This window comes from Streptococcus sp. FSL E2-3494 (genome assembly GCF_038007085.1).
In the GTDB taxonomy this organism is placed as follows: domain Bacteria; phylum Bacillota; class Bacilli; order Lactobacillales; family Streptococcaceae; genus Streptococcus; species Streptococcus thermophilus.
This window is the reverse complement of the sequence record NZ_JBBOWN010000001.1, coordinates 1,017,060-1,037,124: the sequence shown is the minus strand read 5'-3', so window position 1 is coordinate 1,037,124 and position 20,065 is coordinate 1,017,060. Positions and strand designations below refer to the sequence as shown.

Here is a 20,065-nt window from a genome sequence, read left to right as displayed (position 1 = left end):
CTATCAATCTAAAATAACTCTAGTTTTATATTTACATCGTCACTTTCATTATAACAATTTATTCTTATTTTTCAAATGATTTCAGTGTTTTTCAGCTAAGAAAATTATTAATGGTTAGTGTCCTTAAGCCTATCATTTTAAACATCTAAAAGTTTCAGTAAAGTCTTAAATCAGAAAATTCATATTATTTATAATGGGAACAAAAAACAGAATTCAAAAAAATAAATTCTGTTAGATTTAAAATTATTAAATTTCATATAATATTAAATTATTTTAAGCTTCTACAGCTGCTTTCAGTGCATCTACCTTGTCCAATTTTTCCCATGGAAGATCAACATCTGTACGTCCCATATGACCGTAAGCCGCTGTTTGACGGTAGATAGGACGTTTAAGATCAAGCATTTGAATGATACCAGCTGGACGCAAGTCAAAGAGATCACGGACAGCAGATTCAAGTTTTCTCTCAGCAACTGTTGCCGTTCCGAAGGTATCAACACGGACAGATACTGGGTTAGCAACACCAATAGCATAAGCCAATTGTACTTCTGCTTTCTTAGCAAGACCAGCAGCTACAATGTTTTTGGCAATATAACGAGCGGCATACGAAGCTGATCGGTCGACCTTAGTTGCATCCTTACCAGAGAAGGCACCACCACCATGTCTTGAGTAACCACCATAAGTATCAACAATAATCTTACGACCAGTCAAACCAGAATCCCCTTGAGGACCACCGATTACAAAACGACCTGTTGGATTGATGAAGAACTTGGTATCTTCATCCAAGTATTCTGCAGGAATAACGGCCTTAATGACTTTTTCAATGACATCCTGACGAATTTGGTCGTTAGTCGCTTCAGGATCATGTTGTGTTGAAATAACAACTGTATCGACACGGACAGGTTGATCATTTTCATCATACTCAACGGTAACCTGAGATTTAGCATCTGGACGAAGGTAGGAAATCTCACCAGATTTACGCAAATCTGCCAATTTTTTTACTAATTTATGTGAAAGACTAACTGGAAGCGGCATAAATTCTGGAGTTTCATCAATAGCGAAACCAAACATAAGACCCTGGTCACCTGCTCCGATAAGATCAAGTGAATCTTGGTCACCAGTTCCACGAACTTCAAGTGATTCATTAACACCTTGAGCAATATCTGGAGATTGTTCGATCAATGATGGGTGAACCCCAACAGATTCTGCTGCAAAGCCGTATTCTGAATTATTATAACCAATTTCAGCGATAGTATCACGAACCACACGGTTAATGTCCACATAAGCTGTTGTAGAAACCTCACCAAAAACATGGACAGAACCAGTGTAAACAGCTGTTTCTGCTGCTACATGGGCGTCTGGATCTTCTGCTAAAATCGCATCGAGAATGGCATCTGAAATTTGGTCTGCAATTTTATCTGGATGTCCCTCAGATACTGATTCAGACGTGAAAAGTTTACGTTCTGACATATAGAATGTCCCCCTTTTAATATGAAAAATAGTATTAGATAGCACGGAGATTTAACCGCCTCCTAATAGATAAAACGCTATACTCCACAAAGAGCTCGGCGCCGTTAAAAAGTTACAAAGAACCAGCAACCATTCTAGGATGACTGCTGCCTTATCGGGACTTAATAACTAAGTTTCATTATATCACTTTTTTCTTGTCTAGTCACATAGTTATTAATTATCAAATCTTATCAATATTTTATGGCGAGCAATTTACTGGTTTTTGTATTATACTTAGAATATGAAAACTTATGAACGTGTTTATGAAATATTAGCAAAGAGTCCTGATTTTGTTACTGGAGAAAGCCTCGCCAAAGAGCTTGGTATCTCACGAACAGCCATTTGGAAAGCCATTCAGTCACTTCAGGATCAAGGTGTTGTTATTACAAGTGTCCGAAAAAAAGGATACCATTTAGAAAAGGGAGATATTCTTCTTTCTCAAGAGATTTCTAAGCAACTCAACTTTCCTGTCTACTTTAATCCCGACTCCACCTCTACACAACTTGATGCTAAACATGGTATGGAAAGACAAGATCCTGCCCCTAGCCTTTATCTTGCGTCTAATCAAGGATCAGCTAAGGGACGCTTTGAACGTCACTTTCATACAAGTCCTCACGGTGGTATCTATATGAGTATTCACCTTAAGCCAAACTGTCACTTTAGTGAGTTACCGCCTTATACCATGATGGTAGCTGCTTCCATTGTCAAGGCTATTCAGCGCCTTACAGGCATAGATACAGACATCAAATGGGTCAACGATATCTATCTGAACAACAAAAAAATAGCTGGTATTCTTACCGAAGCCATCAGTTCTATCGAATCTGGATGTATCACAGATGTCATTATCGGTGTAGGACTTAATTTTTCAATTAGCGATTTTCCTGAAGAAATAGCTACTAAAGCAACCAGCCTTTTCCAAAATGAGCGTCCCACAATCACTCGGAATCAGCTCATTTCAGAAATTTGGAAGCTCTTTTTAACCATTCCTACTACTGATTTGGTCAAAGTTTATAAAGAAAAGTCCCTCGTTTTAGACAAACAAGTGACCTTTGAACAATCTGGAAAGGCTTACAGTGGTATTGCTAAAGAAATTGGAGACAAGGGGCAACTCCTCGTTCTCACTGATGACGGTCAGGAAAAATGGCTGAGCGCTGGTGAAGTCAGCCTTACTTCTTGGTAGACTTATCGGCTGCACTCGCAATTCGAGAAATAATATAAGTGGTCCAAAGACGACGTAAGAGTAAGTAACCAAAAAAGGCTGTAAAAAAGTAATAGCCTTGCTGTAAACTGTAATTAAAACAAACCGTTTCAAAAATAGTTTCCACTGTAATAAACAAAATTTGTTGAATCATAAGATTATTATAGCAATAGTTAGAGCCTAGGACAAGCAGTCTAGGCTCTTTTAGATGATAGAAAGATTATCCATTAAGATAGATAAACACACTCACAAGATACCTCAGGCAGAAGAACTAACTCTCCCTAGCTTATACATTTCTTGGACCGGACCTAAAAAGGTCCACTGGACCTCCTCGATTTTGCATTTCTTGGCTCGGACCTAAAAAGGTCCACTGGACCTTTTTAGTCCTCTATTTCTACTACATCAGAGAGAAACTCGAGTTCTTGAGGGATGTACTCTTCACGATCCTCTTTTTCCAGCTCTTCTTTAGATTTGAGGCTTCGTGCAAATTCTGTTCGGAGTTTTTCAAACTCTGCTTTCGGAACAGCCATAATATTAGGTGAAAAACCAGCAGCTGAACTCATGATGTTGCCAAACATATCATTGAGATCACTTCGTTTCATGACCAGTTCAGCATTAAAAGCAGCGTTAAAAGCTAGGATAGCATTTTCTTGATTGGCTAACACAGGTTCTGATCCGTTCAAAAGCGCCCTATTTTGAGGGCTGATAGAATCCAAAATCTCAGGCCATGTTGCTTTTAGAGCATCCAGACACTGGCGTGATCTTTGGGGATTCTCCATAGTTTCTCGCATAATAGTAAGGATTTTCTCACGATCCACCTTATACTGATAAGAAGCTTTGGATTTTCGAGTAGGTGCTACTTTTCCTTGAGATGGGCCCTCTTTAAGAGCTTTACGTAGACTATCTACCTCACGACGAAGACTGTCAAGTTCTTCTTGCAAATTAGCCGGGATGTCTTGTCTTACTTGAGCACTTGTCTCAGTTAGTTTAATCGTCAACATCTCAGCATAGATTTTAGGATGTGTCCCAGTTTTAATCTCGGGCAGAGCACTTGTTACCAAGTCAATCAATTGGAAAAGTCGGTCTTGTTCCAAAGATAAGTTTTCTTCAAAAAGGGGACTATGGTGACTATTTTCACCACCCGCTTTTACTATCAAAAGATCACGGAAATACTCCAAAAGGTCAGTCGCAAACCGACTCATAGACTTCCCATTATCAAAGAGCGTTTCAAGATTTGATAAGGCTTTTGTGGTATCCTGATTGCGAACACTAGCTACAAAACTATCCAAGGCAGTAAGACCAATAGAGCCTGTGATTTCTTCGGCAACGGATTGACTGACATTGTTGTCAGCAGAAAGACTCAGTGCTTGGTCTAAGATTGACAAGGCATCACGCATACCACCTTCTGCACGACGTGAAATAATGGTTAAGGCTTCATCATCAAAAGTCAATCCTTCTTTTTCGAGAATTGAAGCTAAATGCTCTTTAATAGCCCCCTGCTTAATCGATTTAAATTCAAAACGTTGAACACGGGATAAGATGGTTGCTGGGATTTTATGTAACTCTGTAGTCGCGAGGATAAAAACAACATTTTCAGTTGGTTCTTCCAAAGTCTTCAAGAGAGCATTGAAGGCACCTGTCGACAGCATGTGCACCTCGTCAATAATATAGACCTTGTATGTGGCACGACTTGGTGCATAGGTTGATTTATCACGGATTTCACGAATCTCATCAACACCGTTATTGGAAGCCGCATCGATCTCAATAACATCTTCAAGACTGCCATTAGTAATATCACGACAGATATCACAGTGGTTACATGGCTCACCATCGACCTGATTAGGACAATTCATTGCTTTGGCAAAAATTTTTGCTGCACTGGTCTTACCAGTACCACGTGGGCCAGAAAAGAGATAAGCATGGCTGATTTTGCCTGACTCTACCGCCTGTCTTAGCGTGGTTGAAATCACTTTTTGACCAACCATTTCGCCAAAGGTTTGACTACGGTATTTTCGGTATAGGGCTTGGTACATTAGTTTACCTCAAACATTCCAAATGTAAAATCAGTTTTCTCAAGTAATATTTTGACAAATGCTTCCAGATAATCTTGATCCACCTGGTTATAGTCTTCTACTTGGTGAGAATCCAAATCAAGAACACCAACTAATTTACCACCCTTTTCCATAGGGACAACAATTTCACTCCGAGCAGCAGAATCACAGGCAATATAGTTGGCATGTTTAGTGACATCTTGGACAATCAAGGTTCTATTTTCTGCAGCAGATTGGCCACAAACACCCTTACCTAAGGCAATTCGAACACAAGAGACATTACCTTGAAAAGGACCAAGGATTAGCTCATTTTTGATATTATCCATCAGATAGAAACCTGTAAACACAGAGTTTGGCAAAGTTGTATTTAAAAGAGCTGAGGCATTGGCAAAATTAGCCAATGCGTTGTCTTCATTAGCAAATAGCACCTTAGCCTGAGCAAGCATTAATTCATAAGCTAATTTTTTTTCTTCGTTAGTCATAACTACCATTATAGCAAAGATAGGTCCTGGATACTAAGATCGACCTACTTTTCTCCTTCCTCTTCATTAAAAAATATAGCAAGATCTTGTATAACATTTTCAGGATATTCTGGACTAGAAATTTGATAGAACCTTACCGTCATCCGATTTCTAAACCAGGTTAATTGACGTTTAGCAAATCGACGGGTATTTTGCTTGAGTTTTTCTAAGGCATCATCTAAAGTTTGTTCCCCAGAAAAATAAGGAAATAATTCCTTGTAGCCAATTCCACGAGCCGACTGGGCCTCCGGAAAATTATCGTAAAGCCACTCAGCTTCTTCTAAGAGCCCAAGTTCAACCATCTTGTCAACTCGTGTATTAATACGGTCATAAATCAGGGAACGCTCGTCATCCAAGCCAATTATAAAGGGTTCATAACAGGTCTCAGTATTTTCAAGATTGTCCGAAAAACGATAAAGCTCAAGTGCTCTAATGGCGCGACGACGATTTATCTCTTTGATCTCTATACCTAAGCTATCAATCTTTTCGAAAAGCTGCTGATCAGATAATTGCTCTAGTTCTGAACGGCAGGCTAAAACCTGATTTTGGTCAACTTGCCCCCCTAGATGATAACCTTCTAAAAGGCTCTGTAAATAAAGACCTGTTCCCCCTACAATGATAGGCAACTTGCCACGACTAACAATATCAGTGATGGCAGCCTGCGCCTCTGTCACAAAATCATAGGCTGAATAGGACTCATCTACATCACGGACATCGATTAAATGATGTACAGCTGCTGCTTGTTCTTCAGGAGTGGCCTTTGCAGTTCCTATATTCAGTTGTCGATAAACCTGCTGGCTATCTCCCGAGATTATCTCTCCATTAAAACGCTCAGCCAATTCGATTCCAAGCGCCGTTTTTCCCACAGCAGTAGGTCCAGCTACTACAATAAGTTTGGTTTTCATAATCATTTCACTTGCTATTCTAGATATTTTTTTAGATAATGTAAGTATATTATAACATATACGGAGGATAGTCTCATGGCTAAAAAACATTCATTTGCTAAAGGTGTCGCTACTGGCATTCTCGGAACTGCTGCTACTGTAGCAGGAGCTGTTTTCGCAGTTAAGAAAACAATCATCGAACCAGAAAAAAAGAAATTGGCTTTCATCGAAGAAAACCGTAAAAAAGCAGCTCGCCGTCGTGTAAGTCGCTAAAAGTTATGGCCAGGGAAACCTGGTTTTTCTCTGCATTTTTTTCCTTTCAGCTATGACTAAGAACGGAGCCAAACATGAAAAGAAAAAAATATAATAAAAAAGTTATTATTATGACTTTTGTTTTAATGACTGGACTGTATTCTCTTTCTTAACTATTTTATCAAAACATTCCAAAGAACCTGAAAAACCAGAAACAAAAACACATCACTCATCATCTTTCCAATCATCTAAGAATAGCTCGTCTCATAAGAAAACTACCACCAACTCCTCGACAGCTACTTCGACGGATGATAAAACAAGGAATTCTAAAGAGAAGGATAAGGACCAAGCATCTTCTCCTTCTCAACAATCAAGTCAGAAGCAAAATAGCAATACGCCTCCTCATAAAGAAGGTTCTCAAGAAGAACCAAATTCCTTTGAAGGGGACGAGGTTGGGGCGGTCCAGAAGATGGTTCATATGTCACTAACAGCGATGGAGAACGTGTTCAATATAGCTCATTCAATGAAATCAATGAGTGGAGCACTAATGCTGACAACAGTACTTACGAGTATCCACAATCTTCATCAAGCGCTAACTCAAGTTTAACTGTAAATTAAATCAAAAAATTGCTCAGAATCATCAAGTATTCAGGAGATAACCCCAATTAGAAACTAAATCTAACTGGGGTTTTTTAGTCTTGAATATACAATATAAGTGCACAATTCAAGGTATTAAAAAACACCTATCTCGTAATAGGTGTCAAACAACTTTAAATAAAAATTGAGGCAGATTTGGGGCAAAGTAGCTTTAAAACCGCATGATTAAAGGATTAAAAATGTCCCCTGCCGGAATCGAACCAGCAACGACTCCTTAGGAGGGAGTTGTTATATCCATTTAACTAAGAGGACTTATTAAAAAATCTGCCACGAGGACAGATTTTTTCGGTGAAATCTGTAAATTATTTACGGATTTCTTTGATACGTGCAGCTTTACCTTGCAAAGCACGCAAGTAGTAAAGTTTAGCACGGCGGACTTTACCGTAGCGTACAACTTCAATCTTATCAACACGTGGAGTGTGGATTGGGAAAGTACGTTCTACACCGATACCGCTTGAGATTTTACGAACTGTGTACATTTCTGAGATCCCTTGACCTTTGCGTGAAATAACTACACCTTCAAAGATCTGGATACGTTCGCGAGTTCCTTCGACAACTTTTGCGTGAACGCGAACAGTGTCACCAGGACGGAATGATGGGATGTCAGTACGAAGTTGACCTTCTGTCAAACTTTGGATCAATGGATTCATTTTTATATACTCCTATCTTACTAATCTTAAGAGCAACCTCTGTGTCCCAGCGGATTAGCCGTTATTTTTGTGTGTCCATTACACACTCTTAGTATCTTATCAAAAAATTATCAGGATGTCTAGTATCTTATTGCATTTCTAGCATTTTTTGTTGACCATAAATACTTGTCTTATGATTGATAATATAAGCAAAAGCCATGACAATCGCATAAGGGATTGCATTAGCGGGGCCAAAGACCTCAATACCAATAAAAATCGGTGCTAATAGAGTATTGGTGCTACTACCAAAGACCGACAAATAACCAAGACCTGCTACAAGAGAGATAGGAAGACCAAGAATGGGTGCTAGCACAGCACCAAGACTTGCTCCGATGGCAAACAAAGGGGTTACTTCTCCTCCTTGGAATCCAAGAGATAAGGTAAAGACAGTCAAGAGAAGTTTAAAGAGCCAATCCAATGGATAAATGGTCCCACCATCAACACTTAAAGCAATCAAATTCGTTCCAAGCCCTGTATAGCGTCCCTTACACAAAATCAAAAGAAGACAGGTTAAGACGACACCTCCTAAGAGAACACGATAATAGGGATTGGGGAGCAAACTTGCTACTTTCTTTTTAGCTAGTGACAAGAGATAAGCAAAGAGGTTTCCTGCTAGACCAAAGGCCAAACCTAAAAGAGCTAATTTCATAAACGTCTCAAGGTCAATAGTCAAACTTTTGGATACAAAGTGGCTAAATTTTTCAAGACCTAAGAGATGGCTTGTTGTACTAGCCATAAAAGATGCAATAAGAGTCGGTACTAAGATTGGCAGGCTTAACTGTCCTAAGGTCAAGACCTCAAGTGCAAAGAAGGTCGCAGCGATTGGTGTTTGGAAGAGTCCTCCAAAACCAGCGGCCATTCCCATGGTCAAGAAAATGCATGAAGCATTAGGGAGCTTAAAATAGCGACTAAAAGCATGAGAAACTGTGGCCCCTAGTTGTACAGCAACTCCCTCACGACCTGCGGATCCCCCGAAAAGGTGGGTCAGCCATGTGGTTACAGTCACCAGTGGAATTAACCTTAGGGGAACTTGATCCTCCTCATTATGTCCAACCTTGAAAATCAAGCCCATTCCCTGCGCTGCCTTACCAGCAAACTTTTGGTAGAGGTAAACTATCAAAAGACCTGCTAAAGGAAGTGCCGGGACTAGATAAAAGAGATGGTGGTCACGAAATTCCGAGAGTCCTATAAGCACGCGCCCAAAAACAGCATCAATCAGTCCAACCAGTACCCCTAACAAAATTGCATAAAGACTTAACATTACTAAATGTAAGTAAGAAAGACCTTTACTATCACTTAATTGTCTTACTTTCATCCTAGGGGCCTACTTTTCTTCTAGCTTACTTGCTTGATAAGTACGTGAATGCTTCATAATATCCGCAAAACTTGCGACGATAGCTTCTTTATATTCAGGATTAAGAACACTAGCGCCTACCTTGTCTAGCAGGGCTTGCTCTCGTTCGGGATCATAAATCGCCTTTCCAGTGCGTTGTTTATAAGCACTTACTCGAGTTACCAATTTCATACGTTCTTCCAACAAAGCCACAATCTCATTATCAACGGAGTCAATCTGTTGGCGAATCTCATTTAAGTCCATACTGACCTCCTTTTTTTCTCTCCATTATAACAAAAATGACCTGAGGACAAAAGAGCCTCAAGCCTTTGAATTGATTATAAAAAGAGTTTTCTTACCTGACTGATATTACTTTCATTAACAACCAGATACAGGGTTGCTCCTGCTTTTAGACGTGTGTCTCCGTGAACAACCTCAGACTGGTCTTGAAAAATCTGAGTGGAAATCAAAACCCCGTCAGGTAAAGTTAAATCCTTAACCAATCGACCAGCTAAACTATCTGTAACTGGTAAATCAATCATCGTCGGTATATTATCAACTTGTTTTGGTTCGTGAGCGATTAGATTGTGAAGCATGGCTTCATAGACAGGTTCTCCTCCCATGAAATCCATGACGAGATAGGCAATCAGGGTCACGACTCCAATTGTCATCAATTGGTGAAGGTTCCCCACCATCTCAGTCACTAAAATCATAGCAGTTAGCGGTGCCTTAGATACCGCGCCGAAATAACCAGCCATACCAAGAATGATAAAAATAGGGAACTGACTGACTTGTAAGAATCCTAGATTTTCAAAAGCTGCCGCAAAAACGCTACCAGAAAGAGCACCTAGAGTTAAAATTGGAAGGAAAATCCCACCAGGAAATCCTGAACCAAAGGACAACATACTCCAAACAAAGCGAATAGCCAAATAGAGGATGGCCACAGTTAGAGCAGGATGTAAACCATTTAAAGCAAGAATCAATTCATTTCCACCACCTAAAAGATGTGGAAAATAAAGACCAATAGGAATGATAAACAGAACTGCCAAAAGGCCATAAAAATGAGATGGCAAGTGGAAGATTTTCCCTAACCCTTGGTAGACCTTACCAATACGTAAGACAACCCACTCATAACCGTATCCAAGCACACCTAGAAAAGTCCCCAAGAGAATAAGAATCCAATAATCTTTCAAAGGAAATACTGGTAATTTTTCTGTCATAGCAAGGACTGATACCTGACCAAAGATGCGTAGGGAAACAGCATTGGCCACTAAAGATGCCGTTAAAGCTGTCACCCAAACAGGACGAGAGAAATGATGATAGACTTCTTCAACGACAAACAAGAGACCAGCAATCGGGGCATTGAAGGCAGCCGATAATCCTGCTGCTGCTCCTGCAGCAATCAAGACACGTTTCTCACGTGCAGAGAGCTTAAGTCCCTCGGCTAATCCCTTAGCAGTCATGGCACCTAGTTGAATACTAGGGCCCTCACGTCCCAACATCAGTCCCATTGAAATCCCAAGGACACCACCCACGAACTTACGCCATAATACTGACCACCAAGACGGATGTAAGAGCCCCATCAGTTCCCCTTCAACATGGGGAATTCCTGAGCCCTTGATGTCTTTTTCCTGCTTAATAAGGTAACCAATAAAAAGTGCAATCAAGAGATTAACCAGGACAATTCCCAAAATCAGATGTGGATTATGAAGGGCGTCTTTGTATATAGCTACAGAAAACGCGGCCCCTTTGGCAATTAACCAGCGAAAAAGACTGACCACTGCTCCTGCCGTCACCCCCACTAAGAGCCCTCGCCAAACGGACCAAAGAAGATGTTGAGATTGCGTCCTAAAATCTCTTTCTATTTCATTCATAAAAACTCCATTTTAACTACAATAAAAGCAGACTTTACTCTGCTTTTTTCTTATGCTAATGCTTCTGAAATTTTTTCAGCGAAAGCTTCAAGGTTTTCGATATCTTCATCTTCAGCAGAAAGGTCAACCTTGACGCTATCAGCACCCTTAGTCGCTCCTGTGAATGTGAATTGATTTTCAAACTCATCCACTGAATGACAGAAATAATCGTAGAAGGTATCTCCTGAACCTACAACACCAAAGATTTTACCTGACAAGTCAAGGTCAGCCAAATCTTCGTAAAAGTCAACGATTTCATCTGGCAACTCACCATCACCATAAGTGTAAGTCGCTACGATACAGATGTCCGCATCTTCAAAATCAGCGGCATCAACCGTTGTACACTCGTCTACATCCACAGTGTGACCCAATTCTTCCAATTTTTTGGCAACAATATCTGCGATTTCTTCCGTATTACCGGTCATACTGGCATAAACGATTTTTGCTAAAGCCATAATGTCCTCCAAAATAATAAATTAGCTATATTATATCATACTTTTTCAGAAAATAAACGCCGTAATATCCTAAAAAAACTACCCCTTAGGACAGTTTTAAATTTTGCAAGAGTTCGAAATGTCGATAGACAAGCCATAAACCAATAGCAATGACAAGCACAAGAACTACGGCTCTCATAAGACCTTTAAGAAAAGTCACGAACCAGGTTATAATCATAGATGTCATTAGCCAAGTCAAACCTGAGGCACCATATAGGGTTCGAATATTCTCAAGGGAGTGGCTAGTTAAGGTGTTTACCCAAGTGGGAATATAGATCCAAATATCATCACCTGATAAATCCAAACGGTAGGCAATCATGGTTCCCGTTGTTTGCAACCAGGTAAATACCCCAGCATTGAAAAGAATGAGAAAACTTTGCATAGGGTAACGCCCAACAAGGTGTTTAATATAACACATGACAGCCCTCCTTAATTGGCATAAAGGGCATGAACCGTATCAATATCCACCTGTTGAATACCGTAATAAGAACCCGCTGATTGCATAACTGATGTCTTAGAGTCATCGTGATCCAAGCCAATGGCATGCCCCAATTCGTGCTCGGCCGTATTAACAATACGTTTGTGGGTATAACCAAAATCACTATTCAAGAGGAAATAACGATTCAACTTAACATCCACATGAGTGATACGATTTGTTAAAACATTAGTCTGACTATCCGCTAGACCAGCTGCTTGCGAATTAGCATCGGAATAGTCTGTCGCAACAATATCAGCTGTTGACGCATCATCTGTCAGAGTAAAGATGAAAGCACCCGTTTTGTTCCAATTTGTGATAGCTTCCTTATAAGCAGCTACCAAGGTTTCATCTGTAGATTGAATATAGATGCTAGCTGTATTTTGTGCCCATCTGGCACCATTAGACTCAGGAATTGTATCTGTCGTCGATAGGTTTGAAACGATCTTTTCAACATCACTTGTATTGGTCCCACTAAAACCTAGCTCAACTTGTCGAAAGGCACGGTTAATGTTTGTAGCTAAGGTACTTGAAGAGTTGTTAGCATAATAGATAAGTCCATAACCAACTATGGCTAGGATAAGGGCAAGTTTAAAAATAGCCCAAATAAGATTCCATATAAATCGTAAGAGAAGTTTGGGGATATAGAAGATTACTCTCAATAATTTTTTCAATACAGAGCCTCCTTTTCGAAATTTCCCCTAGTATATCATGCTCTAATCATTCTAGAAAGTAAAAAATATCACTTTAAGCTTTTATCATCTCTTTAATAAGATGTTACATACTTGACCAATTAGGATAAGCGTTCTTCTTTAATGTAATCAATAGGTAACCATTCTAAATAGGCCTCTAGTTGTTTTTCCCAATAATACCACTCGTGTCTTCCATGGTCTGTACTGTAGTCAATATCTAGGCCAAGAGCCTTCAAATCAGCAACTGCTTGATCTTGAGTGTCAAAAAGGAAATCTTCCAGACCACACCAAGCAAAAAATTTAGTTTTCTTGTCATGTTGCTTGGCTAAATTAACCAATTTATGCTGCTCAATATCTTTTCCTTCCAAATCACCAAAGACACCCTGCCAGTATTCCTTGGACTCAATGGTCTCATCTCTAATCATCTCTGTAGATAAACCAAGGGCACCAGAGAAGGAACCTGCGCAAGCAAAGTTATTCGTGGTTAAGGCAATTTTAAAGGAACCATAGCCCCCCATAGAAAGTCCAGCAATAAAAGTCTTTTTACGCTTCTTTGTCATACTTGGGAAAAAACGTTGCATGACTTGAGGAAGCTCCTTGGCAATGGCATCGTAATATCTTACGCCATATTTAGTATTTGTATACCATCCATTTTCAGAATTAGGCATAATGACAATGAGGTTGGTCTTACGAAGGAGACGCTGAATATTGGTACGGAAGGCCCAAGAATTATGATTTCCCCCCATACCATGAAGAAGATAAAGGACTGGAATGTCCGTATCACTTTCCGTTTCAGAAATCTGATCACGATCCGGATAGATAACATCTACTTGACGGTATTGTCCTAGAACAACTGATGAGTATTCAATTTGAAAAAAAGCCATTTGTCTTTTCCTTTCTTAATGATAGAAAAGCTGGGATAGCCCAGCTTTTTCTTTTTCAAAATAGTCTTGTGAGACTTTCTAATATCAATGAATGTAAGTAACATACTCACACTCTAATAATTAATTAACGTACTTCCATAACAACTGGAAGAATTGCTGGGCGACGTTTGGTTTGGTCAAAGAGGAACTTAGCCACATCATCGCGAACCGCACCTTTAAGTTCTCCCCAATCAAAACTATCTCCTGCCAAGTAATTTTCAACAGTTGCATTGACAATATCAGCAGACTCACTTAGGATATCACGGCTCTTTTTAACATAGACGAAGCCACGCGTATTGACACGCGCTTTAGAGACAATCTTACGCTCCTTTTTATTGACTGTAATAGCAACGATAAAGATACCGTCTTCAGACAAGACCTTACGGTCACGAAGCACGATATTTCCAACATCACCGATAGCATTACCATCAATCATAACATCACCAGCTGGGACAGTACCTTCAAGAAGGAAACCTTGGTCCTCTGATAAGTGCATGATATCCCCACGCTTAACAATGTAGATGTTTTCTGGAAGGATCCCAACTTCAAGGGCTAGCTCAGCATGAGCTTGAAGTTCACGGTACTCCCCTTGGACTGGGAAAAGATACTGTGGACGAAGAAGATTCAGCATCAATTGAAGCTCACGAGCATTGGCATGTCCAGATACACGAAGATTCTGTGTAATCATCTTAACAGCCCCACCAGCCTTATAGATAGCATTGTTTACGCGTGCGACCGCTGCTTCTTTAGCAATACTTGGTGTGGTTACGATATAAACTAAGTCCCCATCTTTGATTTGAACATAACGGTGACGGCCAACTGCCATTTTTTGAAGACCGTCGATTGGCTCTCCCATACGTCCATTTTCGAGAATAATCAACTCGTGGTCTTCGAACTTGTTCATATCCTTTGGTTTAACAATGAGCTTCTCATGCTCCACAGTCAATTTCTTAAGACGGATAGCTGTACGAACAATATTTTCAACGTCAAAACCTGTAAGAACAACGCGACGTCCATGTTCGGCAGCTGAATCAAAGACTTGTTGAATACGAACCAAGTTTGAGGCAACTGCTGCAATAATAACACGTCCATCTGCATCGGCAATAACTTGGTCAATCTCTTGGCCAACTTCTGCTTCTGAAGCTGTTTGTTCAGTACTTGTCGCATTTGCTGAGTCTGACAAGAGGGCCAAGACACCTTCTCGACCGATTTCAGCCAAGCGACCTAAATCAGTTTTGTAGTAAGGGCGAGCAGCTTGGTCAAACTTGAAATCACCAGTATAGACAATATTGCCTCGGTCCGTCCCAAGAACAATCCCCATTGATTCTGGGATAGAGTGAGTTGTCTTAAAGAATGAGACCACTGCATCATCGAATTCAATTTCAGTTTCTGAGTCAATGACATGGAAATTATTGAATTTATTAACGCCAGCATTTTTTACAAAAAGCTTAGCTAACTCAATAGTAAGTGATGACCCAAAGACTGGTACTTTGGCGTCTTGCAAGATATAAGGTAGGGCACCAATGGCGTCAGCGTGCCCATGCGTCAAGAAAATTCCCTGGATACGGTCTTTATTTTCAACCAAATAATCTAAATTAGGGATAACAAAGTCAACACCTAATTGTTCATTTTCAGGATACCTTAGACCAGCATCCAAGATAAAGATGGAGTCGTTAATTTCAACAATATAGAGGTTCTTAGCATTTTCACGCACTCCACCTAGGGCAATAATTTTAATATCGCTCATGCTTGTTTTTCTCCTTTTTAGTTTGACTCTCTTCTAGAGCCTATTTATACAGACGGTCCAAGAAGCTGAACGTTCATGCGAACAGTCTCCTTGTCGATTTACAGGCCACAACAAAAAAAGTTGCATACTCTTTAAGTATACAACTTTTTGACTTATTTTACAATTTAGAGTCAATCTGGGCCTACTCGAACATAGCGTAGTAGTCTGTGATATCCAATTGATCCTTTTCTTCCTTGGTAAGATCTTTAATGATTTGTCCATCCTTCATAACGATAAGACGGTTCCCATATTTTAGAGCATCTTCCATGTGATGGGTAATCATCAAGGCTGTAAGATGGTCTCTCGTCACAAACTCATCAGTCAACTTCATAAGAGCCACACTTGTCTTAGGATCCAAGGCTGCGGTGTGCTCATCTAAGAGCAAGAGCTCAGGACGTTTAAGTGTCGCCATTAAGAGGCTAAGGGCTTGACGCTGACCACCTGATAGAAGACCTGCTGGTGTTTCCAGGTGTTTTTCCAGACCGTTACTAATCCGTTCAATCAAACCTTGAAACTCCTCGGTATATAGGTGAAGATGACGTGATTTAAGGCCTCGTTTTTCGCCACGGTATTTGGCAATCAAAAGGTTTTCCGCAACAGTCATTCGAGGAGCAGTTCCCATTTTAGGATCTTGGAAAACACGTGAGAGGTGTTTGGCACGCTTCTCAGCAGGTAGAGCCGTAACCTCCTCACCCATGATAAAAATCTGACCACTAGTCAACATAAGGGTTCCTGCAATGACGTTGAAGAGGGTTGATTTTCCGGCACCATTTCCACCAAGGATGGTAATAAAATCACCTTCCCTAATGGTAAGATTGACATGATCCAAAATGATTTTTTCGGTGTCAAAACCGTTATTAACCTTAACAGTTGCATCTTTGAGTTCTACAATAGCTGTCATCGTGATAAGCTTACCCCCTTATAGAATTTTCGGCGCAGGACAGGCGAAATCAAGCAAAGGGCTAGAACAATCGCACTAAAGAGTTTTAGGTAGTTAGTGTTAAAGCCAAAAGCGATTACAGCTGTTAAAAGGAACTGATAAAGGATTGAACCTACACAGATGGCAATCAATCGTTCCAACAAGGTCAAGTTAGTCTCGTACAAGACTTCACCAATGATAATGCTGGCAAGTCCGATGACTATAACCCCAATCCCTTTTGAAACGTCGGCATAACCGTCCTGTTGACTAATCAAGGCTCCTGAGAGGGCAATAATACCATTTGAGATAACAAGTCCCATCACTTCCATTGAATCCGTATTGATACCGAAAGATTTGGCCATATCGCGGTTATCACCAGTAGCAATGTAGGCTTGGCCTAGGCGCGTGTTAAGAAAGGCAATCAAGGAAGTAATAACAATAGTTACAGCTAAGAGACCAACGATTAAGAGGTTGTAATCCTTACTAAAAGGAAACAGATCTTGAATTGTCTTAATATCAAGGAGACCTAGATTGGCTCTTCCCATTATCATAAGCATGACTGAGTTAAGGGAAGTCATGACCAGAATTCCTGCCAATATCGTTGGAATTTCTCCTTTCGTATAAAGGAGACCAGTCACTAGACCAGCAAGACAGCCGGCTATTACAGCAACCAAGGTCGCCAAGATAGGGTTCCAACCAAAATTCATGAGGGTTACTGCTACTGCCCCCCCTAAAGGGAAGGAACCTTCTGTCGTTAAATCAGGAAAATCTAAGATACGGAAAGTCATGTAAATCCCAAGACCTAAGATTCCGTATAGAAGACCCTGATAAATGGATGAAATAATCATAAGTCCTCCTTATTTATCAGCTTTAACAGCAATGTCTGACTGCTTAAGCACATCGTCAGGTATGGTGATGTTAAGATCTCGAGCAACTTTAAGGTTTAGCGTTGGAGTCCCATCATCAATCACATCAACTGGGATATCCTTAACTTTTTTACCTTTAAGAACTTTAATAGCACTACGGGCTGTAGCTTTTCCAAGCTCATATTGGTTTTGAGCAACTGAGGCCAAACCGCCTTCTTTAACCATGGTATCAACAGTTGTATAAACGGGAATCTTAGCTTGATTGGCTAAAGAGATTACTGTTGAAAAAGATGATGCAATGGTATTATCCTGAGGTGTCCAGATGGCGTCAACCTTACCAGTCATTACTGACATGGTTGTGTTGATTTCATTGGTTGATGGTACAGCGTATTCAACCACATTTAAACCGTCTTGTTCAGCGTATTTTTTAAAGCTTTCAACCTGTGATTTGGAATTGTCTTCACTTGAAGCGTAGAGAATACCAATTGTTTTGGCATTTGGTGTCAGTGATTTGACCAATTCTACTGTCTGCTTAATAGGTACTTGATTGGAAGTTCCTGTGACATTACCTTCCGGATGCTTGAGATCCTTAACTAATTTAGCCCCAACAGGATCTGAGATAGCTCCCATAATGACTGGAATATCCTTGGTAGCTGCCGCTAGTCCTTGAGCTGCTGGCGTTGCAATACCGATAACAACATCATTTTTATCGTTGACCAATTGTTTAGACATGGTTTGAATCTTCGATTGGTCCCCTTCGGCATTTAGGAGGGTAATTTGAACCTTGTCCCCTTTGTAGCCAGCTTCCTTAAGTCCATCCTCAATACCTTTCTCGATTTGATCCAGGGCATCATGAGTGACGAACTGGAGGATTCCAACTTTAGCAACCTTATGGGTACTTTGCTGTTCTTTTTTGAACAGATCTGTACCAATAGAGCCGAGCGTCAAGATAGCTAAGAAAACCAAAGTCCAAATTAAACGCTTGTTTTTCATATCTGTCTCCTTATATAAATTCTTACTCTCTATTGTAAGTCATTTTCAGTTAACTAGCAATATTCTTAATTTATAAAAAAAACTTTTAAAGAAGAAAAAACCAGAAGATAGCTTCTGGTTTTTTCTCATTTTTTCTTACTGATATTGAGATAAGTCTAACTTCATAATATGGAAGTAAAGGTCACCGAATTGTCCTTTGTATTCAATATCATGGTCGTTGATGGTTACCTTAGTTACTGGCGTTGAGTCTGGTATGGCAATCCAACAGGCTTGCTGAGCTCTAACGAATTCATTGTAATCTTCAAATGAGATATGGCATTCTTGCTTAGCTGCATTTAGATAAGAAATTTCAATCATGGTAGGACCTCCTTATAATCCTTTAACTGAAATATAGCTTACACTTCCTAAAAGGCAAAGTCAACTCTGACGACTTAGGAAAGTATCACGCATGGGTATACAAATAGACCCCATAACAAATGCTGTGAGGTCTATATTGATTGGAATCAGAATTCTACTGTCCTAAACGACTGCTAATTGATTTCAACATTTGCGTCGTTTTCAAGTATAGAATCCCATTTCTGCTAGAAGAATTGCCAGACCAACAAATACAAGATCTGAACTCTCACTACCAGTTTCTGGATGGACAAAATCCTTAGTATCTTCAGGTTCTGGTTGTGATTGTGGAGTTATCTGTGACTCTGGAGTTGGAGTCATAGTATGTTTGTAGATGTGCTGAGTATTACCATTTTCATCTACTACTCTTTTCAAATTAATAACTCGGGATTTCTTTCTTCTCTTGTTCGCTATCTTCTGTTGGGGAACAAGAAATTTCAGCTTTTGCTTGTTCACCATCAACTGTAGGATTTCCTGGAATTTCCTTACCATTCTTATCTACAAATGACCTAACTGGGCAATACAGAGTAGGTGGGTAGGTCGCTGAATCCTTAGTTCCGCTCACATCTTCATGAACCACTGTAACTGCTGGAACAGGTCCTGTAAATTCAGCTTCTGGTGTGAATGTTACTGTACCATCTGCAGCTACCTTATAACTACCAAGACATGAAATATTCTTGGTAAGTGGTGCTATCTTCAAATGTAACTGGAACGGCATCATTTATTGATACACGGATGTCACCTTCTGTAAAGATTGGCTTTCCTGTTTGAGTTGCACTCTTATTACCAACTGAAGCCGTAAGAGAAACCTGTTACACCCTTGGCAGTCCCAGTAAATCCTGGGTCTGGTACAAAGGTAACCTATACAGTCAGCTCATATAAGTAGATTTCTTTTCCTTCTACAGTCAAAACAGGATCATTGATTACATTTCCAGTTGTTGGATCGACAAGCTTGGACAGATAATCAAAATCAGGTGTGATTTTAACTTTCTCATTATTATTTGTTCCTTCAATAGCGAATTCTGGAGTAGCAGTTTGACTAACTCCTTGAACATCCATAGATGTCTTGTCTTCCCCTTCAAGTTCTTTTGGAGTAACAGTTGGAATATGGAATATATAGTCCATCCATGCTATCCCAGACTTCATTTTTTATAGAAGAATGTGCTTCTTTGTCTTTAGAAACTCAATCAGTTGTATAGCCGTTGTTATCAGTAATCTGATTTAGTATTCATTATGGCTACCTCAGTTGCCTCTAATTCATTATTTACAGCAAGTGCTGAAGTATTTGTCTAACCGTTAGCAACTACCAAATTCTCTAAGGAGGCTTGAGCTATGAAAGATGATTCATGATTCTTGGCTTCTGATGTTTGACTTGATGAATCCATCGATTTATCAGTTCCACTACCATTATCTGTAGATTGAGAAGCTTCAGCTTTAACTCTTGCTTGGCTATCTGTAACTGATGTTGCAGTTTCACTTGTTGCTTCGCTCGCAATAATTAATGCCAATGTACTATTATA

General features: G+C 39.9%; 24 protein-coding genes and 1 tRNA gene. 2 read left to right on the top strand and 23 right to left on the bottom strand.

Annotated elements, in window-relative coordinates:
• Positions 1-273: 273 nt before the first annotated feature.
• Positions 274-1,467, bottom strand: coding sequence for a methionine adenosyltransferase (gene metK, locus NST05_RS05400; protein ID WP_084828864.1), 1,194 nt, complete (start codon positions 1,465-1,467; stop codon positions 274-276).
• Positions 1,468-1,747: 280 nt separating this feature from the next.
• Between metK and birA the strand changes: the two genes are divergently transcribed.
• Positions 1,748-2,686: a bifunctional biotin--[acetyl-CoA-carboxylase] ligase/biotin operon repressor BirA gene (gene birA / locus NST05_RS05395; protein WP_011681223.1), complete on the top strand. Its 939-nt coding sequence runs from the start codon at positions 1,748-1,750 to the stop codon at positions 2,684-2,686.
• Here birA and NST05_RS05390 read toward each other — a convergent pair.
• From NST05_RS05390 to miaA, 4 genes are all read right to left on the bottom strand, one after another.
• A complete protein-coding gene (locus tag NST05_RS05390) occupies positions 2,673-2,858 on the bottom strand; it encodes a DUF3272 family protein (protein WP_011681224.1) in 186 nt (61 codons plus the stop codon). The genes birA and NST05_RS05390 overlap by 14 nt on opposite strands.
• Positions 2,859-3,084: 226 nt before the next feature.
• Entirely contained in the window at positions 3,085-4,737 is a 1,653-nt protein-coding gene (gene dnaX / locus NST05_RS05385) for a DNA polymerase III subunit gamma/tau (RefSeq protein ID WP_084828865.1), read from the bottom strand.
• Positions 4,737-5,237, bottom strand: a complete 501-nt coding sequence (locus tag NST05_RS05380) for a GAF domain-containing protein (RefSeq protein ID WP_282634675.1) — start codon at positions 5,235-5,237, stop codon at positions 4,737-4,739. Before NST05_RS05380 ends, dnaX begins: the two co-directional genes overlap by 1 nt.
• A 44-nt stretch (positions 5,238-5,281) precedes the next feature.
• Positions 5,282-6,181 carry a tRNA (adenosine(37)-N6)-dimethylallyltransferase MiaA gene (gene miaA / locus NST05_RS05375; protein WP_084828867.1) on the bottom strand — a complete coding sequence of 300 codons (900 nt, stop codon included), beginning with the start codon at positions 6,179-6,181 and terminating at the stop codon, positions 5,282-5,284.
• A 75-nt stretch (positions 6,182-6,256) separates the two neighbouring features.
• On the opposite strand from miaA, the gene NST05_RS05370 reads away from it, so the two are divergent.
• On the top strand, positions 6,257-6,433 hold the full coding sequence (locus NST05_RS05370) for a DUF3042 family protein (RefSeq protein ID WP_014727550.1): 177 nt from the start codon (positions 6,257-6,259) through the stop codon (positions 6,431-6,433).
• Between the two features lie 816 nt (positions 6,434-7,249).
• Here NST05_RS05370 and NST05_RS05365 read toward each other — a convergent pair.
• From NST05_RS05365 to NST05_RS05280, 18 genes are all read right to left on the bottom strand, one after another.
• Positions 7,250-7,321, bottom strand: a tRNA-Arg gene (locus NST05_RS05365).
• A 50-nt stretch (positions 7,322-7,371) separates the two neighbouring features.
• The gene (gene rplS, locus NST05_RS05360) at positions 7,372-7,719 is read right to left on the bottom strand and encodes a 50S ribosomal protein L19 (RefSeq protein ID WP_002950935.1); all 348 of its coding nucleotides are present in this window, start codon (positions 7,717-7,719) and stop codon (positions 7,372-7,374) included.
• Between the two features lie 127 nt (positions 7,720-7,846).
• Positions 7,847-9,073, bottom strand: a complete 1,227-nt coding sequence (locus NST05_RS05355) for a voltage-gated chloride channel family protein (protein WP_014621688.1) — start codon at positions 9,071-9,073, stop codon at positions 7,847-7,849.
• Between the two features lie 9 nt (positions 9,074-9,082).
• Entirely contained in the window at positions 9,083-9,355 is a 273-nt protein-coding gene (locus tag NST05_RS05350; protein WP_011226101.1) for a chorismate mutase, read from the bottom strand.
• Between the two features lie 74 nt (positions 9,356-9,429).
• Positions 9,430-10,965, bottom strand: coding sequence for a ClC family H(+)/Cl(-) exchange transporter (locus tag NST05_RS05345; protein WP_084828868.1), 1,536 nt, complete (start codon positions 10,963-10,965; stop codon positions 9,430-9,432).
• 50 nt (positions 10,966-11,015) lie between these two features.
• Complete coding sequence (locus NST05_RS05340; RefSeq protein WP_002888085.1) at positions 11,016-11,459, bottom strand: flavodoxin; 444 nt, start codon at positions 11,457-11,459, stop codon at positions 11,016-11,018.
• Between the two features lie 85 nt (positions 11,460-11,544).
• Complete coding sequence (locus NST05_RS05335) at positions 11,545-11,916, bottom strand: hypothetical protein (RefSeq protein ID WP_011681233.1); 372 nt, start codon at positions 11,914-11,916, stop codon at positions 11,545-11,547.
• Positions 11,917-11,927: 11 nt separating this feature from the next.
• Positions 11,928-12,647: a matrixin family metalloprotease gene (locus NST05_RS05330; RefSeq protein WP_014608400.1), complete on the bottom strand. Its 720-nt coding sequence runs from the start codon at positions 12,645-12,647 to the stop codon at positions 11,928-11,930.
• 119 nt (positions 12,648-12,766) lie between these two features.
• The gene (locus NST05_RS05325; protein ID WP_014608401.1) at positions 12,767-13,549 is read right to left on the bottom strand and encodes an alpha/beta hydrolase; all 783 of its coding nucleotides are present in this window, start codon (positions 13,547-13,549) and stop codon (positions 12,767-12,769) included.
• A 124-nt stretch (positions 13,550-13,673) separates the two neighbouring features.
• On the bottom strand, positions 13,674-15,335 hold the full coding sequence (locus NST05_RS05320; RefSeq protein WP_011681235.1) for a ribonuclease J: 1,662 nt from the start codon (positions 15,333-15,335) through the stop codon (positions 13,674-13,676).
• A 181-nt stretch (positions 15,336-15,516) separates the two neighbouring features.
• A complete protein-coding gene (locus NST05_RS05315) occupies positions 15,517-16,275 on the bottom strand; it encodes an ABC transporter ATP-binding protein (protein ID WP_002946104.1) in 759 nt (252 codons plus the stop codon).
• Positions 16,272-17,141 (bottom strand): ABC transporter permease, encoded by an 870-nt coding sequence (locus NST05_RS05310; RefSeq protein ID WP_011681236.1) that lies wholly within the window; start codon positions 17,139-17,141, stop codon positions 16,272-16,274. Before NST05_RS05310 ends, NST05_RS05315 begins: the two co-directional genes overlap by 4 nt.
• Positions 17,142-17,150: 9 nt before the next feature.
• Positions 17,151-18,152, bottom strand: a complete 1,002-nt coding sequence (trpX, locus tag NST05_RS05305; protein WP_011681237.1) for a tryptophan ABC transporter substrate-binding protein — start codon at positions 18,150-18,152, stop codon at positions 17,151-17,153.
• Between the two features lie 135 nt (positions 18,153-18,287).
• Entirely contained in the window at positions 18,288-18,509 is a 222-nt protein-coding gene (locus NST05_RS05300; protein ID WP_024704154.1) for a DUF4649 family protein, read from the bottom strand.
• A gap of 201 nt (positions 18,510-18,710) precedes the next feature.
• A complete protein-coding gene (locus tag NST05_RS05295) occupies positions 18,711-18,920 on the bottom strand; it encodes a hypothetical protein (RefSeq protein WP_064355875.1) in 210 nt (69 codons plus the stop codon).
• Position 18,921: 1 nt separating this feature from the next.
• Positions 18,922-19,266 (bottom strand): hypothetical protein, encoded by a 345-nt coding sequence (locus NST05_RS05290; protein ID WP_340742910.1) that lies wholly within the window; start codon positions 19,264-19,266, stop codon positions 18,922-18,924.
• Between the two features lie 140 nt (positions 19,267-19,406).
• Positions 19,407-19,670 carry a hypothetical protein gene (locus NST05_RS05285; protein ID WP_084829223.1) on the bottom strand — a complete coding sequence of 88 codons (264 nt, stop codon included), beginning with the start codon at positions 19,668-19,670 and terminating at the stop codon, positions 19,407-19,409.
• Between the two features lie 164 nt (positions 19,671-19,834).
• A complete protein-coding gene (locus NST05_RS05280; RefSeq protein WP_133264056.1) occupies positions 19,835-20,053 on the bottom strand; it encodes a hypothetical protein in 219 nt (72 codons plus the stop codon).
• Between the last annotated feature and the right edge of the window lie 12 nt (positions 20,054-20,065).

Coding starts and splice junctions, on each gene's coding strand:
- NST05_RS05325 (WP_014608401.1), bottom strand. CDS start 13,549: ATGGCTTTTTTTCAAATTGAATACTCATCAGTTGTTCTAGGACAATAC.
- NST05_RS05300 (WP_024704154.1), bottom strand. CDS start 18,509: ATGATTGAAATTTCTTATCTAAATGCAGCTAAGCAAGAATGCCATATC.
- metK (WP_084828864.1), bottom strand. CDS start 1,467: ATGTCAGAACGTAAACTTTTCACGTCTGAATCAGTATCTGAGGGACAT.
- birA (WP_011681223.1), top strand. CDS start 1,748: ATGAAAACTTATGAACGTGTTTATGAAATATTAGCAAAGAGTCCTGAT.
- miaA (WP_084828867.1), bottom strand. CDS start 6,181: ATGAAAACCAAACTTATTGTAGTAGCTGGACCTACTGCTGTGGGAAAA.
- trpX (WP_011681237.1), bottom strand. CDS start 18,152: ATGAAAAACAAGCGTTTAATTTGGACTTTGGTTTTCTTAGCTATCTTG.
- NST05_RS05370 (WP_014727550.1), top strand. CDS start 6,257: ATGGCTAAAAAACATTCATTTGCTAAAGGTGTCGCTACTGGCATTCTC.
- NST05_RS05310 (WP_011681236.1), bottom strand. CDS start 17,141: ATGATTATTTCATCCATTTATCAGGGTCTTCTATACGGAATCTTAGGT.
- NST05_RS05315 (WP_002946104.1), bottom strand. CDS start 16,275: ATGACAGCTATTGTAGAACTCAAAGATGCAACTGTTAAGGTTAATAAC.
- NST05_RS05345 (WP_084828868.1), bottom strand. CDS start 10,965: ATGAATGAAATAGAAAGAGATTTTAGGACGCAATCTCAACATCTTCTT.
- NST05_RS05320 (WP_011681235.1), bottom strand. CDS start 15,335: ATGAGCGATATTAAAATTATTGCCCTAGGTGGAGTGCGTGAAAATGCT.
- NST05_RS05340 (WP_002888085.1), bottom strand. CDS start 11,459: ATGGCTTTAGCAAAAATCGTTTATGCCAGTATGACCGGTAATACGGAA.
- NST05_RS05350 (WP_011226101.1), bottom strand. CDS start 9,355: ATGGACTTAAATGAGATTCGCCAACAGATTGACTCCGTTGATAATGAG.
- NST05_RS05335 (WP_011681233.1), bottom strand. CDS start 11,916: ATGTGTTATATTAAACACCTTGTTGGGCGTTACCCTATGCAAAGTTTT.
- dnaX (WP_084828865.1), bottom strand. CDS start 4,737: ATGTACCAAGCCCTATACCGAAAATACCGTAGTCAAACCTTTGGCGAA.
- NST05_RS05380 (WP_282634675.1), bottom strand. CDS start 5,237: ATGACTAACGAAGAAAAAAAATTAGCTTATGAATTAATGCTTGCTCAG.
- NST05_RS05390 (WP_011681224.1), bottom strand. CDS start 2,858: ATGATTCAACAAATTTTGTTTATTACAGTGGAAACTATTTTTGAAACG.
- NST05_RS05290 (WP_340742910.1), bottom strand. CDS start 19,266: ATGATGCCGTTCCAGTTACATTTGAAGATAGCACCACTTACCAAGAAT.
- NST05_RS05285 (WP_084829223.1), bottom strand. CDS start 19,670: ATGGACTATATATTCCATATTCCAACTGTTACTCCAAAAGAACTTGAA.
- NST05_RS05355 (WP_014621688.1), bottom strand. CDS start 9,073: ATGAAAGTAAGACAATTAAGTGATAGTAAAGGTCTTTCTTACTTACAT.
- rplS (WP_002950935.1), bottom strand. CDS start 7,719: ATGAATCCATTGATCCAAAGTTTGACAGAAGGTCAACTTCGTACTGAC.